This is a genomic window from Listeria weihenstephanensis (assembly GCF_003534205.1).
In the GTDB taxonomy this organism is placed as follows: domain Bacteria; phylum Bacillota; class Bacilli; order Lactobacillales; family Listeriaceae; genus Listeria_A; species Listeria_A weihenstephanensis.
Genome location: NZ_CP011102.1, coordinates 126,378 through 140,839, shown reverse-complemented (window position 1 = coordinate 140,839; position 14,462 = coordinate 126,378). Strand labels below are relative to the sequence as shown.

Sequence of the window (14,462 nt, the reverse complement as noted above, 5' to 3'; positions counted from 1 at the left end):
GTTTTTGCTTTGTCTTGAGTTTTGTCTCAGACTCTTTCTATTTTCTCACGGTGCATCTTCTAATGTCCAATTAATCGTTGTGCTGTATTCTTGATTCGCACGCGCTGTACCTGGGCGAACGTTCAACACTAATTCCGAACTATCCGCCTCATTTAGATTCACTTCCGTCACGCCATCCAAACCTGTTGTATTCGTGAAAACTTCGCTTGCTACGCTGTTCAATGGTGTTAAAATTGCATTCCCATCTTCAAACTTGCGAACAAACAAGCTGTTGACCAATTCTTTCCCGTCAGCCGTTGCAAAAGGTGTCTCAAGTTCAGCCATCAACTTCCAATTCGTACCTGCCGAACGCCTATCTTCCACAGTCAATTTCACCTCATCTTTTGGCTTCAAAAACTGCTCACGCGAACTAATCGCAGCCGTTCCAAACGAAATTTCAGGTGTCGCCGATTTGAATTGTAACGTTCCCGCAAGCACTGTCACAGTAATATCGCGCTCTAACGAATCCAATTTCAGCTTCACATTATACTTGCCAGTCTTTGGTGTAATCCCTTCCAAGCCAGTGATTTCAACAGAATCCATCGCGTTTGCTCCCGTTGAAATTAGATATGCCTGAACGTTTGCCATCTCTAAAACCATATCCTTGATTCCAGCTTGTGTTGTTGGCACATCCGCCGTTGCTACCGTGAAATCACTTGCATGTAAAAAGAAATTCTCATTTTTAACAGAATCATTATCTTGTACAAAAACCGGAATCACAAACTCTGCGGCATTTCCAGCCTTGTCCGTCAACATTACCGTCGCCGTCGTGTACCCAATTTTAGAAACATCCGGTACTTCTGTAATAGCATAACTAATATTATCATCGCCGTTTCCAGCATTATCAGCTACATTTTCAAGTAAGTTCTTCGGATTCGTCGTGAAGTTATCGCCCAGCGTTACAAACTGGCGAATCACATCCGCCGTTGGAGCCGTCGTGTCCGCAACCGTAATCTGGTTTGAAGCCACACTCGCATTTCCAATTGTATCTTTTGCCATTGCATAATATATCTTATTCGGAATCAGCGGGCGCTTATCAGCAGGAATTGTGATCTTAAAATCCCCATTTCCATCGGTCACACCACTCAAAAATTCACTATCATCCGCCGCATCATAAATCGTAACCGTTGTTCCAGTTTCAGCTTCACCACTAATTACCATACTCTTATCAGCAATCGCCTCTAAAATTGGCGCATCAGGAGCCGTACCATCTTGGACGACCGTCTGCACCGAAGCATCCTTCCCGTTCAAGAAAGCATACGTTTTAACCGTGTTTCCCGCTGTCAAAAATTTACCCGCAGGCAACTCATAGCGGTAGTTTCCATCCTGATCAGCAATCACATGAAACTTCGTCGTCTTATCTTCCTCGTTCGGCGAAGCAATCGTCCCAGCAGGAATCCCAGGATCACCAGAAAGTTGCACAACCGCTCCTGCATTGGCTTTACCCGTAATCACATGACTATTTTCACGCTCCTCATTATCACTCAAATTCCCGATCGTTACTTCCACATCCGGAATTCCTTCAAACAGGATACGTTTAAAATTTTGCGATCTAAAATTGGTTACAAAACTATTCCTAGTAAATATACTAACCGATTGGCCCGTTACCGCCGTCACGTTTGCAGCACTATACGTGACCTTTACATTAAACATCGGGTTCCAATTAAAATCAGAATTATCATCCAAACCGTCCGTCCAAGTCTTCCCGTTCCATCCGAGCTAACATCAAACACGCCATCTTTACCAATCAAAATCGTACCAGTTCCCGTACTGAAAACATCCTGCGTAGACGTCCCAGTATCCGTTGCCTCCAACTTAAACACCGCGTCATCACTAACATTCAGAACTCCAGCACCATATACATAAAACGGACTACCATAATACATCGCACCACGCGCTTTAATATCTACCGTCGCATTATTCGACACATTAAACTCACCAGCGTTCATCCAAATCCCGCCAATAGCCGTCTTACCCGCCGCTGGAACCGCATTATCCATCTTCAGCGTCGCGCCATTCCGAACATTAATATTCCCATAACTAAAAATTCCTGAGAGCGTACTATCCGATACCGTAGAATTCGTTCCAGACGTATAAATATCCAAAACCGAGTTCTCCGCAATATCTACCGTTCCACCAGTGAAAATATACATCGCACCACTAGACTCATTCGTTACCTTCACGTCCGCGCCTTCCAATATATTCATATCACCCACCGCGAATGTCGTCTGATTCGCAAGCGTCGTATAACTCACACCATCAAAAGGACTGACATAACTATTCGTCTGCGCAAAAGAAGATTTCCCAGAAATTTGCGTCGTCGTTGCTGGGGCATGAATCGCTTGAGAACCACGATAGTTCACATTATTATACACAATTTTATTCGTGGCACTCGTTCCACCCGCAGAATTATCCGTGTAAAATCCATAATAATTGGTTCCATATGTGTTTAAGTCATTAAATGTCACTACTTTTGGCAAAGAATAATTGTCGTACGGCGCATAAGACTGGTTTCTAAAATCAATCGTATGCCCATTCCCGTTCACCGTAAGCGGACGCTCTGGCATCCTTTGATAAGAAGCACTCGTATTGGTCGGACTCGCATCCGCCGCAGAAAATGCCGCATAATTTATATCCGCTAAAACGTTAATCGTCGAAATATCTTTATTCATCATCGCATTATGAAAATCCGTCAACGTGCTCACATCAACAGTACCAATATCCGCACGTCCAACTGGAGTTTCAGCAACTTTTGCTTTCGGAGTCACTGGAACAACTTGCTGCTCTTTTTCTACCTCAGGTTCTGGCGCTACTTCCTCCTGAACAGGATCAACCGTTATCACCATAGTATTGGACTTCACTTCTGTCCCATTCACATCAGATGTCACAGCTTGAAGCTCATAAACTTGCGCTTTTTCCGCCGTCAACATCAGCTCATAAACACGTTCAGTCGCCTCACTATTCCAAGTCACACGAGCAACACCCGTCTCCTTATCATACGTCAAAGTCCCAGCATCCGTTCCCGCATCACGCATTTGCGTCGCTTCCACATCTAAAACCATACCAACAGGAATCGCGATCTCAACAAAATCCGCAACATCCGAATCCTCACTTGGCGGGTCATCAGAAGAACTAATCGCCGTCTCATCCGTCAATTTCAACCCAAACTGGCGCTTCTCCTCTTGCTTCGGCTTATCCACAACAAGCGTCAATCCCGTTCCAGCAGACACCCCCGTTGCAAACCAATTTCCAAGTCCCGCACTATTTATAGGTCCAACCATTGTTATCGTAAATATCAAAAGAACAACAAACGAAATCTTCATTCTCTTCTTCATCATTAAAAACTCCTTTCCTATCTAATAAAAGCATATTCTCAGGCACGTCTCATCTCGCTATACCTCTATACTACACGCTAACACTGCAAAAAACGGTATATTATCAAAAGTTTCTACCTATCAGAAATAAATGATTCCACAAAAAAACGATGCAATCTCCATCCAGAAATCGCATCGTATCCCTCTATTTCACCAAGTACATCACGAGCATAAACAAAAGTACCAAAACCGCCACACCCTCCAACGCCAAAATCCCATTACTCGTCGTCGTTAAGTATCCAAAAAGCGAATTTCGCCGATGTTTATCCCCAATCTTCGTAAACTGCGCCTTCGGAATCTGTCCCATAATCCGCTGAACCTTCTGCGCCTCCTTCGCGCTAACCGACTCGATAAAGATATTTCCCTTCGTCGTCTGAAAATCCAGCGTATACGTACTTCCTTGAGATTTCACAAACTTCTTCTGATCCACATCAAAATACCGGAACCGCTCCACCTTCTCATGCAGCGTCATCGTCGGCAACTCCTCATACCAATACGACTGATACCGCTTCTCCCCCAAAAACTCAATCACGAAAAACAAAATAATCCGATCCGTCGTAAAAATAAGTACCCGATTTCCCCGCACATCATGGAAATCCTTCACATAATTTTTCGTAGCATCCGTTGTCGCCGCGTACATCCCACCAAGAAGTCCCGATGTAAACACCATCGAATTTTCCCCATTCGTGAATGGCATATAATCCACAATCTCCTCATCTGCGCGTAACTCATCCTTCATCGTTTCAAAAATATCTTGCATCAAAATATGCATCTTCGCCCGCTGAAACATTGACTTTTTCTCCGTCCCATTCAACTCACGCGGAGCCTCCCAAGTCACACCATCACCAACTGTTTCAACCACACGCTTAAATTGATTTTTCATGCTCTCCCTCCTCCTTATATAACGCTCTCAATTTCTTTTTCCCACGCGAAACCCGCGCATACACAACGTCCCGCGAAATCCCCAAGTCCTCCGCAATTTCCTCACCAGAATCCTCATAAAAGAACTTTTTCAAGAAAATCAACTGATCCAAATCATCCAACCCAGCCACCAAATCCAAAAATACTTCCTCCGTAAAATACCGATCCTCCGCAAACCCCTCATCCAAAACGAGCGGCCTCTTCAACTCCCGAATCACACGTCGCTTCCGGTCTAGCGCCTTATTCCGCGCAATCTGAATCAACCACGTTTTAAACGACGCCAACTCCGCGTCAAACTGTCCAATTTTCTCCCAAATCGCCAAGAAAACATCATTCTCCACTTCCGTGACATACTCATACTCCGCAGAATGATTCAATATTTTGCGAATCTGCCAAAAAATCGTCGTCCCATACACATCAATCAATTTCTCCAGCCCCTCAAAACTCTTCGCCCGCAGCAAATCAACAATTTCAGCATCCGACATATGTATCCCCTCCCTTTTTTAAACCTCTTATACTATATTATACGCGCACCAAACCGATAATCTGACAAAAAAATAAAACTCATCCCGTAAACGCTAATTTACAAGATAAGCTTTATATAAATCTATTCCACGCTTCTATAACACCGAACCCAAAAACATCCCCGCAACGACCAGAGCCAATCCCGCCGAATACGTCACCACTTGGTACAAAATCACCTTTTTCCACTTTCGCTCGGCATGTAACTGCACACTTTCCAATTTAAACGTCGAAAAAGTCGTAAACGCCCCTAAAAATCCCGTCGTCAAAAGCAAATTCCAATCAAACGACAGCTGCAACTGCACGACAAAGCCCAACACAAATGCTCCCGCCGAATTAATAATCAACGTCGCCATCGGAAAATCCCATTTTACACGGCTTTTTATCCAAGTTGACAGCCAGTATCGCGCATTTGCCCCAAAGAAAGCACCAATCGCAATGGAAATCACGTCCATCCACATCACAAATCGCCCTCCTTGACCGCTTCTCTTTTGCGCACGAATCGCCGTTCACCGAGCGTGAAACCAAGCCAAGCCAACAAGTTCCCGCCAAGAAAACTAAGTCCTAAATATGTAACCGCCAATATCGCATCTCCCGACTCAAAAAGCCGCACCGTTTCCAAACTAAATGTCGAAAAAGTCGTATACGCGCCCAAAAATCCCGTTCCAATCGCAATTACCAAATCCGTATTCAAAATCGTCAATCGAAACAAATATGTCGTGAAAAATCCAAGCACAAAACACCCACTCAAATTCACAATCAACGTTCCCAGCGGAAAATCAGCTCCCCCAAAAACACCGATCCCCATTCCAACAAAATAGCGACACAAAGCCCCCGCCATTCCCGCAACACCAATCATCAAAAACCGCTTCATCCGCCGAAATCACCCAATTTCAAGTCCCCAAAATGAACCCGCTCGAGTCCATTCGCATCGAACCAATCACGAACCCGCGGGTCACAAAGCGTCGCAAGTTCCCGACATCTCGGCGTCGTCATAGACGAATTATCAAGCACAAACTGATCCAAAAATCCCGCATCGAAATGCATCTCAATCACTTTTTCCGAATCCTGCCTAAGCAACCCAAAATCATCCCGCAAAAAATTCTCCACCAGCGTCCCATTCTCAATAAAAGGCAACCCATTTACCTCCAAGAGCAATCCCATCTCCACGTATCCTGGCAACGAAGGCCAAACCTTATCCCCGCTATATTTCAACGTCGTATGTATCCCATATTCCAGCGCAATATCATAAAACGCCTGATCCACGATCTCGTCACCAACCGCATGACAATCAATATGTTCTGGAAAATGACCAAGCAACTCCTTAAACCGCTCCATCTGCGCAATCGTTTCCAGGCGCACCTCATCATAAACAAAATGCCCTTTTCCGCTCCGATAATACACCGAACGATGAAAATCTCCATTTTTATCAACCATCGAAGGAATTTTAGCAGGATCAGAACACGGTTTCCCAAGCAAAAAATTCGTATGTTGCCCGATAAATAAATCAGGACACGCCACTTTCGCCAACTTCACCGCATGTTCCGCAGCCTCCAAATTCGGCATCAACAGCGTCGAACTAACAACCCCATTCAAATACGCCTCCATCACGCCATAATTAATCCCTTTTGACATCCCGAAATCATCCGCATTAATAATTATTTTCTGCATAAAACATCGTCTCCTTCCAACATTGAAATAAGTTACACGGCGCTACTACGCTATTTCTGATATACTAACCCTGTAGAGAAGTGGAAAGATGGTGGCCGATCTAATCGAGAGGTGGTGGTGCTTATGCAAATAGGTACTAAAATCTGCAGAAAGGAAACGCCTGATTAATGTCTGTTGCTGAGGCACTGACACTTATGCTCGGGTTTGGTACATTTACTGTATCACTCCTTGGCTTTGTCGTCGTGCTCATCAAATCAGTAAAAAAAGACAAAAAATAACCATCTAACTCACTTTTTAGCGAAGAGATTAGATGGCAGATCCAAAAAATATGAAGCCATCGTCTTTTCAACGGCTCTACATTTGGAAGTCATGTTGGACGCATGGCTTCCTTTTCTATTTCATTCTAACACACCACCAAAATATTTTCAATCTCAGCATCCAGGTGTATCTACAATTCCCCTGCGACAACATTTCCCCTAAAAATCGTCGCCATCCGGGCTGAGCGCCTCGCCACCATCTCCGCCGTACAGCTCGCATCCACCAACACAAGGTTCGCATCATCACCAACCATCGGCCAAACTTGCTCCCCTGCCTTATCAAGCGGCATCACCCCATTTGTAATCAAGCCTAGCGACTGTCCCAATGCCTGTTCCGTCACGCGCCCCGTCAATTCACCAAGTCTCCCAACACGTTCCAGCAAATCCGCGTTCCCATACGGCGACCAACAATCATACACATTATCACATCCAACATGCACCGTCACACCCGCAGCCTCCAAATCATTAATCGGCGGAATCTGACCACCAATCGGCACACTTGTCACAATCGCAATCCGCTCCGCCGCAAGCGCTCCAAACAGCTCTATTTTCTCATTACCATCAAAATCCCCCAGAGCAAAAGCATGGCTCGCAGCTACCCGTCCTTGCCACTTCGCCTCACGCGTCAACTCGAGTAACTTCCAAAATGTCGCCTTTCCAATCTCGCCACGATCATGCACATGAATATCCACACCAGCGTCATGTGCCACTGCTAAATCAAACATCGTTTCAAGCGAGCGCTCCACGTCACCATCCACATTTCCCGGATCAACCCCACCAATTAGCGTCGCGCCACTTTGCAAAGCCTCACGAACCAACGCCACACTATCCGATCGCAATAAGCCATGTTGAGGAAACGCCACCAGTTCCGCGTCCAATTTTCCAGCATACTCTTGCAACACGCTTTGAACAGTCTCCAAATATTCCAATCCCGCTCGCGGATGCACATCAATATGCGACCGAAACGCCGTCGTCCCATTCCGCAACTCCGTATCAAGTAACACCCGCGTCCGATCCGCCATCTTCACCGGCAAAGCCCGCAACTCATCCGTCTCAAGCGAAAACCGCTCCACAATCGAATTCACCGGCGTCACCGCACTCCAAGGCGCGCCCAATTTTGTTTTATCCAAATGAATATGTTTCTCCACAAACGACGGCACAACTAGAAATCCCTTCGCGTTTTTCGTCGCGATCCCCGTCTTGTCCACCGTCCCCGCCAGCTTCACATCCACAATTTTCCCACCATCAATCAACATATCAAACAATCCCGTCTCCGTTGCCACCACACGCGCACCATCACGCACAACCCCAGTTTCCAACCGCGCATTCCCCAACCAATACTTCATCCCAAATCGCCCTCCAATTCCTGAAATTTTATCCTATGTATGCAAAAAAGCCTCTCCATGAATGTATCACAAAGAGGCTTTTATCGCTGTGTTAACGCACTTGTTTACGAATCCCGTTGAATAATAACAAACACGCGATCCCTTGGAAAATAAAGAACGCGCCAAGTATCAAAGCCACCGTTACGGCAACAATCGCCGAGCTAAATAGCGAGATAATCGCGATCAAAGCACCGATAATACCGATGATCAGAATAAATATCCAACCTTTCGATCCTTTTACCGAGAATGCCATAACAATGTTCAAAATCGCCGAAGCAAGTACCCAGATAACAAAAATAAGCACGATGAATTTCTCACCAATATTGTTGTTAATCAAGATAATAAGACCAGCTATGAACGATAACGCCCCGTCCAAGAGTATCCAGTTTGAGATTTTCAAAACCTTCCGTCCCTTGAAATAAGAAATAATCTCGTTCAGACCATTTAATAACAACACAATTCCAATAACAATTGTGAAAGCCGCAAGTGACGTACTTGGATTAAATACAAACCAAAGCCCCAGCCCAATCATTACAAGTCCCATTACTAAAATAAAATACAAATAAAATTTACGCATGATTCCACTCCTCCCTTTGATAGTAAATATTCCTATTTAACTATACCCCAAAGAGATAGCTTAAATCTACTATTAAGCCAAACATATTTTTCTAGAAAACAGAAAAAAGCCAAGTAATCACGAGACTACTCGGCTTGATTTCGTTTATTTCGTACCTAAGAATGGACCATATGTGTTTGCAAACGCATTATTATAAGAAACCCCGGCGCTACTCTTACCAGCGTCCCAGTTCGCTGACCAAGTCATGATACCTTTAAGCGGAGTTCCCGCATTTTTCAACATATTGAAAGCATCAAAAACGTTTTGCGGATGAACCACATACCCAGTTGCCGCCGCATCATTATTCGTCGGTAAACCAATAACTAGCTTGTCAGCCGGAATTTGTAGATAACCACGCGTACCGTGAATTAACGAATCCGCCATGTAATAAATGAATTCTTTTTTCAGCGTATCGTTGTTTTGCGCAATCCATTGGCTCGTTTCGTCAACCCAGACACCATCGCCACCTTGGTTATAAAATTGAGGCGCGATATAGTCATAGTAACCAGTTAGCGACGTAATGTAGCTTTGATACGCAGCACCCGGTTTCAAATATGGAAATTCCGGAGCCATCGTAATCAGGAAGTTCTTACCTTCCGCAGCATAATGATTTTTCACAATTTTAAGCGCCGCAGGAATCACCGTTTGGTTGTTCCCAGCCGTAATCGCCGTTTGCTCCAAATCAATATCTAAACCGTCAAAACCATACGTCTCAACTTGGCGAATAATTTCATTGGCGAACGCTTGCTCATCCCCAGTTTGTAGTTGAACATGTCCATCCGCACCACCAAGCGCAAGAAGTACGCTACGTCCTTGTTTATTTAAAGCCCCAACTTGTGCGCGGAACTCACTATCCGTTAACCCAACCGGCTTGAACGTTGGAATCCGATTCACGCCATCGCCCTTCATGAAGGAGACCGGAACCACATTATACGCCGCGTTTACATCTTTTAGCGCAATATCAGCCGAAGTACCTTGCTTATAACCATCTCTGCCCGTGGATTTCCAACTATGCCAATAACCGACTAGAACCTGTTTCCCTTGAATGCTAGGCATTGGTGTTGCATCATCGACCGCCGCATGCGCCTGTGTTCCTCCCGTTAAAGAAACCCCAACTGCAACCGCCGCTGTCAAAACTCCGCCTGCTACCCATTTCTTCGTGTTCTTCCAATCTACCATTAGTAAATCCCCCTCATTGTTTACGCTTTCAATAAGCGTTTTTGCATTTTTGTCATAATCCCTGACACTAAGCAAGTACCCGTGCTCTTTAGGAGTAAACCTCGGAAATAATTGGTTCAAACTATAAGGGGTCTATACCAATTGGGTAGATTTGATTGTCTTGTCAACGCTTTCACGACTGCCCTCTTTGTTTAAATTCTAACAAAAATAAAATTGGGCTATTTATTGAGATTTGGTTTTTAGGCAAATAAAAAAGAAGCCGGACGCATCCAACTTCCTCAAGTGCAAACCGAAGTAATACACCGCAATTCATACTTTGATTATAACCGATATTCTCCAATTAGTAAAGTTCAATATAGTTTTCCAAATCCAAAGTCTTCTTTCGTATATCACTCCCTAATATTTCAAAATATGGCTCACCTGGGATGTTTTTATACAATTTTTCTTTCAGCCTGTTAAAAGCCTTTATGGTCTTCCTAAGTTCCACCTTAGATATACCAATATTTTTTTCTAAATACATCAACAGAATAAAAAAATCAATAGCACTTTCGAATTTAATACCTGAAATACCCGTTTGCGCCTCTAAATAAGTCTTAATCTGTTTAGAATAATTTTGATTATTAAACCTGCAATCAAATATGACCGAATTATGCATTGTTGCATTACGCAAAGCATTTATAGCGAACACGATATTCTATAAAACTCTTCCGTTCTGATTCAGTCCAGAATGATTAATACCAATATCACGCAAGATACCAATTCTATCATCGCATGTTAAACAATTAATAAAATTCCCGAATTCCCCCAATGTGATAACTTCAAAATAAGCCCATATCGGAACAGGTTTATTATTATGAAAAAAATGTTGAATACTAGGATTCCCGTTGCCGTAATAGTACGCAATTGTCCCATCCATTTTCGCTCTGAAATTCAATTTCTTTTTGACTTTTTCTTTGTACTTCCCTGTTCCTGGCTTTTTAGCACTGAAATCGTTGAGCATGTCATTATAAATAACCTCAATCTCTATACTATTATCGCTTACTATATAATCTAAAACACGATTTTTAAGCGCCGTTTCCATCCGAATTAACGTTGGAAAAAAAAGTGTTTTGAGTCCTAAATCAAAATCATATACAGCTTTTACCTGACTAAATTCCGTTATTTCCAGCCTGTTCTCTTTACCTCTGACAAACCGATAAGCCTTATATCCATGATAATAACCCATATTCAATAAATCCCGTCTACTCGAATCGCCACTAATCTTTATGTTATGACGCTCCCGCATATGCTCCATTAACCCATCTGTACTCTTTCCCTTTGCCATCACTAGCCCTCCGAAGCCTGAATTTTTGAGTAAAATAAACCGATATAATTTTGCTATATCCTTGTATTATAGATCATATAATTTATAATACAAGCTTATTTCACAAAATAGTATTTTGACCTATCAAAATCGTTTTTTCAACAAAAAAAAGCCTATCCAGCGCACCAGTTTTGGTACACGCATGAATAGGCTTTTATGATTTAAATTACAACTCTTTTCCGTTCGTCTTAATCACTTTCTTATACCAATAAAAACTATCTTTTGGAATCCGCGTCATTGGTGCATCATCAGAAATATCACGATCCACATATACGAAACCATAACGTTTTTGATAGCCATTCAGCCAGCTCAGAAGATCCGTGAACGACCATGTGCAATAACCAAGCATGTCAACACCATCATCGATTGCCGACTGAATAGCGCCAACATGCGAGCTTAGGTAATCAATACGATACGCATCATGAACCTCGCCATCCTCCAACTTATCAAACGCACCCAAACCATTTTCCGTAATCAAAATCGGTAATTGGTAACGGCTATTAATCCGACGAAGCGCGATATGAAGCCCGTCAGGATCAATCGTCCAATCCCAGTCCGTTGTTTTCACGTAAGGATTCTTCACTTTCTTATACAAACCAGGAATCCCAGTTTCCTCCGCCGTTCCTTTTTTACCAGTCGTGTTAAACGTATTGCTTTGACCGACACCATCTAACGGGTTATGAGCCGCCGTTGCTGATTGATAGTAGTTCAAGCCCATGAAGTCTGGTTTCGCAGACGCAAGCAATTCCATATCACCAGGCTCAATCGTCGGTGCCAAATCGTTCTCTTCCAAGTAGCGCCAAACCGCCTTCGGATACACGCCCCACGCATACATATCCATCCAGAAATAGCCGTTCAAATCTTCCGCATTTTCCGCAGCAAGCACGTTTTTCGGATTCGTATCAACCGGATAATACGGCGTATACGCAAAACTTGGCCCAATTTTGCCATCCTTCACGATCTCATGGAACGCATTGATAACACTAGCATTCGCCAAGTTCGCAATATGATTCACCTGATACATCCGCTTATCGTCCGTCACTTTCGGCGGATGAAGCGCCATCGAATAACCAAGCGACACAAAAATATTCTGCTCGTTCAGGGAAACCCAATACTTCACACGATCCCCATAACGCTTAAACAACGCCACCGAATAATTCGTGAAATCCTCCACCACTTGGCGCGATTCCCAGCCACCATACTCATCCATCAACGCCTGCGGAATATCCCAATGATAAAGCGTCACGAGCGGCTCAATATCGTACTTCAACAACTCATCGATAAGATCATCGTAGAACTTCAATCCAGCCTCGTTCACTTCACCCTTACCAGTTGGGAAAATACGACTCCAAGCAATCGAAAAACGGTACGCCTTCAAGCCAGCATCCGCCATCAACTTCACATCTTCCTTATAACGATGATAATGATCCACCGCTACATCCCCATTTGTGCCCTCATATGTCGTACCAGGAATCTTCACAAAATTGTCCCAAACAGAAGGCCCTTTGCCATCCGCGTCCCACGCACCCTCAATTTGATACGCCGCCGAGGCAGAACCCCATAAAAAATCTTTCGGAAAATCGGTATGCTTTTTGTGCTCCATTATTAAAACCTCCATTTAGGTAAAATCTACTCTTCTTCATTTTAAAGTATATTCTTTTAAATTGGTAGTGAAAGGTCAATATTTCCCGGGAAATAATGAAAACCCGCGCAGATTTGCAAACGGGTTTCCTCTCATTATGCTTTCACATCATCATATTTCTCAGGTTTACGCTCAAACTCAGCTTTTGCAAATGGACAAGTCGGCGTAATTTTCTTACCTTCCGCACGCATCGTCTCTGCAACTTTCTCCACTAATTCTGATGCAATCCCTTGACCACGAAGACTCTCATCAACAAACGTATGATCCAAAATAACAAGCGAATCCCCACTCGGAACCCACGTCACCTCCGCGATTAATTTACCATCTGCATCTTCTTTGAAAAAACGATTTTCACCTTTAACAAATTCCATCATCATAACCTCCTATTTCAATTGATACTTAAGAGCACCACTTGGACAGCGATGTATGACTTCTTGAACCTTCTCTGGTGTCGCATTATCAGGCACTATCCAAGGTTTACGACTCGTATCGAACACAGCGGGGTCACCCTTCACACATTCCGCTGCATGTTCACAAATTGCCGTATTAAAATAAACATCAATTTTCTCACCACGGTACTCACGATAACCCTTCTCTATCCAATTACTCATCATTTCACCTATTCCTCTAAAACAAATTTATTGATCGCATGCGCAACGCCGCTCTCTTCATTGGAAAGTGTGATAAAATCAGCCATATCTTTAATTTTATCAATCGCATTTTCCATCGCAACGCCAACACCTGCGTACTCAATCATCGTCGAATCATTCTCCTGATCACCGATACACATGACTTCACTCTGCTTAATTCCAAGTTTCTGCGCCAAGCCATGTACCGCATTTCCCTTGCTCGCCTCAGGATTTAAAACCTCCAAGAAGAACGGTGAGCTACGAACCAAGTTATACTTTTCGCCAAAGCTCGCTGGGATTTTTGCGATTGCAGGGGCTAAAATTTCTTCCTCGTCAATAAACATCGCTTTGGAAACCATAATATCCTCAGGAACCTCATCCATCTCCGTATAAAATAATGGCGTATTTGTTAAATAAGCCTCATAAACCGTGTACTTACCAACATCACGATTCGGCGTATATAAATTATTCATATCATTAAAATGCATATGAAGGCCCAATTCGCGACTCATTTTATAAATATCCATAATGTTCGCATGAGTAAGCGTCAAATGCGAAATAACCTCTTTCGTGAACGTATCTTGCACCATTGCGCCGTTAAACGTTATCACATAATCGCCTTCACGCTTCAGTTCCAAATCCGTCAAATATTGCTGCACACCAGTAATCGGGCGGCCAGTACACAAGACAATTTTGACACCTTTTGCTTTGGCTTTATGAATTGCTTCGTGAACCTCAGGCGTAATCTCATGTTTATCGTTGAGTAACGTCCCATCGATATCGATTGCTACTAATTTTATCATT

17 protein-coding genes are annotated in these 14,462 nt (G+C 43.5%); 1 reads left to right on the top strand and 16 read right to left on the bottom strand.

Annotated elements, in window-relative coordinates; all coding sequences use genetic code 11:
- Window positions 1-45 precede the first annotated feature (45 nt).
- The 7 genes from UE46_RS00635 to UE46_RS00605 form a co-directional block, all read right to left on the bottom strand.
- On the bottom strand, window positions 46-1,692 hold the full coding sequence (locus tag UE46_RS00635) for an Ig-like domain-containing protein (RefSeq protein WP_233230957.1): 1,647 nt from the start codon (window positions 1,690-1,692) through the stop codon (window positions 46-48).
- Window positions 1,680-3,377, bottom strand: a complete 1,698-nt coding sequence (locus UE46_RS00630) for a pectate lyase-like adhesive domain-containing protein (protein WP_143812858.1) — start codon at window positions 3,375-3,377, stop codon at window positions 1,680-1,682. Before UE46_RS00630 ends, UE46_RS00635 begins: the two co-directional genes overlap by 13 nt.
- A gap of 181 nt (window positions 3,378-3,558) precedes the next feature.
- Window positions 3,559-4,296: a hypothetical protein gene (locus UE46_RS00625; protein WP_036058961.1), complete on the bottom strand. Its 738-nt coding sequence runs from the start codon at window positions 4,294-4,296 to the stop codon at window positions 3,559-3,561.
- Window positions 4,280-4,819, bottom strand: coding sequence for a sigma-70 family RNA polymerase sigma factor (locus tag UE46_RS00620; protein ID WP_036058959.1), 540 nt, complete (start codon window positions 4,817-4,819; stop codon window positions 4,280-4,282). The genes UE46_RS00625 and UE46_RS00620 overlap by 17 nt, the downstream gene beginning before the upstream one ends.
- 135 nt (window positions 4,820-4,954) lie before the next feature.
- On the bottom strand, window positions 4,955-5,317 hold the full coding sequence (gene crcB, locus UE46_RS00615) for a fluoride efflux transporter CrcB (protein WP_036058958.1): 363 nt from the start codon (window positions 5,315-5,317) through the stop codon (window positions 4,955-4,957).
- Entirely contained in the window at window positions 5,317-5,730 is a 414-nt protein-coding gene (gene crcB, locus UE46_RS00610; protein ID WP_036058957.1) for a fluoride efflux transporter CrcB, read from the bottom strand. Before crcB (UE46_RS00610) ends, crcB (UE46_RS00615) begins: the two co-directional genes overlap by 1 nt.
- Window positions 5,727-6,527 (bottom strand): ChbG/HpnK family deacetylase, encoded by an 801-nt coding sequence (locus UE46_RS00605; protein WP_036058956.1) that lies wholly within the window; start codon window positions 6,525-6,527, stop codon window positions 5,727-5,729. The genes crcB (UE46_RS00610) and UE46_RS00605 overlap by 4 nt, the downstream gene beginning before the upstream one ends.
- A gap of 167 nt (window positions 6,528-6,694) precedes the next feature.
- On the opposite strand from UE46_RS00605, the gene UE46_RS16405 reads away from it, so the two are divergent.
- Window positions 6,695-6,805 (top strand): putative holin-like toxin, encoded by a 111-nt coding sequence (locus UE46_RS16405; RefSeq protein ID WP_077912434.1) that lies wholly within the window; start codon window positions 6,695-6,697, stop codon window positions 6,803-6,805.
- 170 nt (window positions 6,806-6,975) lie between these two features.
- On the opposite strand, the gene UE46_RS00595 is transcribed toward UE46_RS16405, so the two are convergent.
- From UE46_RS00595 to yidA, 9 genes are all read right to left on the bottom strand, one after another.
- Entirely contained in the window at window positions 6,976-8,190 is a 1,215-nt protein-coding gene (locus UE46_RS00595) for an amidohydrolase (protein ID WP_036058955.1), read from the bottom strand.
- 91 nt (window positions 8,191-8,281) lie between these two features.
- Window positions 8,282-8,806 (bottom strand): HdeD family acid-resistance protein, encoded by a 525-nt coding sequence (locus UE46_RS00590; RefSeq protein WP_036058954.1) that lies wholly within the window; start codon window positions 8,804-8,806, stop codon window positions 8,282-8,284.
- Window positions 8,807-8,950: 144 nt separating this feature from the next.
- Entirely contained in the window at window positions 8,951-10,024 is a 1,074-nt protein-coding gene (locus tag UE46_RS00585) for a chitinase (RefSeq protein WP_118907333.1), read from the bottom strand.
- 340 nt (window positions 10,025-10,364) lie between these two features.
- A complete protein-coding gene (locus tag UE46_RS00580; protein WP_051492778.1) occupies window positions 10,365-10,712 on the bottom strand; it encodes a hypothetical protein in 348 nt (115 codons plus the stop codon).
- A 6-nt stretch (window positions 10,713-10,718) separates the two neighbouring features.
- The gene (locus tag UE46_RS00575) at window positions 10,719-11,348 is read right to left on the bottom strand and encodes an Abi family protein (RefSeq protein ID WP_051492777.1); all 630 of its coding nucleotides are present in this window, start codon (window positions 11,346-11,348) and stop codon (window positions 10,719-10,721) included.
- Window positions 11,349-11,553: 205 nt separating this feature from the next.
- A complete protein-coding gene (locus UE46_RS00570; RefSeq protein ID WP_036058952.1) occupies window positions 11,554-12,990 on the bottom strand; it encodes a glycoside hydrolase family 1 protein in 1,437 nt (478 codons plus the stop codon).
- 134 nt (window positions 12,991-13,124) lie between these two features.
- Window positions 13,125-13,400, bottom strand: coding sequence for a GNAT family N-acetyltransferase (locus UE46_RS00565; RefSeq protein WP_036058951.1), 276 nt, complete (start codon window positions 13,398-13,400; stop codon window positions 13,125-13,127).
- A gap of 12 nt (window positions 13,401-13,412) precedes the next feature.
- Window positions 13,413-13,643 (bottom strand): (4Fe-4S)-binding protein, encoded by a 231-nt coding sequence (locus tag UE46_RS00560; RefSeq protein ID WP_036058950.1) that lies wholly within the window; start codon window positions 13,641-13,643, stop codon window positions 13,413-13,415.
- Window positions 13,644-13,648: 5 nt separating this feature from the next.
- Window positions 13,649-14,461 (bottom strand): sugar-phosphatase, encoded by an 813-nt coding sequence (gene yidA, locus UE46_RS00555; protein WP_036058949.1) that lies wholly within the window; start codon window positions 14,459-14,461, stop codon window positions 13,649-13,651.
- Window position 14,462 lies beyond the last annotated feature (1 nt).

Excerpts from the sequence above, each read along its gene's own strand:
- UE46_RS00635 (WP_233230957.1), bottom strand. The coding sequence starts at position 1,692 with ATGTTTAATGTAAAGGTCACGTATAGTGCTGCAAACGTGACGGCGGTA.
- UE46_RS00630 (WP_143812858.1), bottom strand. The coding sequence starts at position 3,377 with ATGATGAAGAAGAGAATGAAGATTTCGTTTGTTGTTCTTTTGATATTT.
- UE46_RS00625 (WP_036058961.1), bottom strand. The coding sequence starts at position 4,296 with ATGAAAAATCAATTTAAGCGTGTGGTTGAAACAGTTGGTGATGGTGTG.
- UE46_RS00620 (WP_036058959.1), bottom strand. The coding sequence starts at position 4,819 with ATGTCGGATGCTGAAATTGTTGATTTGCTGCGGGCGAAGAGTTTTGAG.
- crcB (WP_036058958.1), bottom strand. The coding sequence starts at position 5,317 with ATGTGGATGGACGTGATTTCCATTGCGATTGGTGCTTTCTTTGGGGCA.
- crcB (WP_036058957.1), bottom strand. The coding sequence starts at position 5,730 with ATGAAGCGGTTTTTGATGATTGGTGTTGCGGGAATGGCGGGGGCTTTG.
- UE46_RS00605 (WP_036058956.1), bottom strand. The coding sequence starts at position 6,527 with ATGCAGAAAATAATTATTAATGCGGATGATTTCGGGATGTCAAAAGGG.
- UE46_RS16405 (WP_077912434.1), top strand. The coding sequence starts at position 6,695 with ATGTCTGTTGCTGAGGCACTGACACTTATGCTCGGGTTTGGTACATTT.
- UE46_RS00595 (WP_036058955.1), bottom strand. The coding sequence starts at position 8,190 with ATGAAGTATTGGTTGGGGAATGCGCGGTTGGAAACTGGGGTTGTGCGT.
- UE46_RS00590 (WP_036058954.1), bottom strand. The coding sequence starts at position 8,806 with ATGCGTAAATTTTATTTGTATTTTATTTTAGTAATGGGACTTGTAATG.
- UE46_RS00585 (WP_118907333.1), bottom strand. The coding sequence starts at position 10,024 with ATGGTAGATTGGAAGAACACGAAGAAATGGGTAGCAGGCGGAGTTTTG.
- UE46_RS00575 (WP_051492777.1), bottom strand. The coding sequence starts at position 11,348 with ATGGCAAAGGGAAAGAGTACAGATGGGTTAATGGAGCATATGCGGGAG.
- UE46_RS00570 (WP_036058952.1), bottom strand. The coding sequence starts at position 12,990 with ATGGAGCACAAAAAGCATACCGATTTTCCGAAAGATTTTTTATGGGGT.
- UE46_RS00565 (WP_036058951.1), bottom strand. The coding sequence starts at position 13,400 with ATGGAATTTGTTAAAGGTGAAAATCGTTTTTTCAAAGAAGATGCAGAT.
- UE46_RS00560 (WP_036058950.1), bottom strand. The coding sequence starts at position 13,643 with ATGATGAGTAATTGGATAGAGAAGGGTTATCGTGAGTACCGTGGTGAG.
- yidA (WP_036058949.1), bottom strand. The coding sequence starts at position 14,461 with ATGATAAAATTAGTAGCAATCGATATCGATGGGACGTTACTCAACGAT.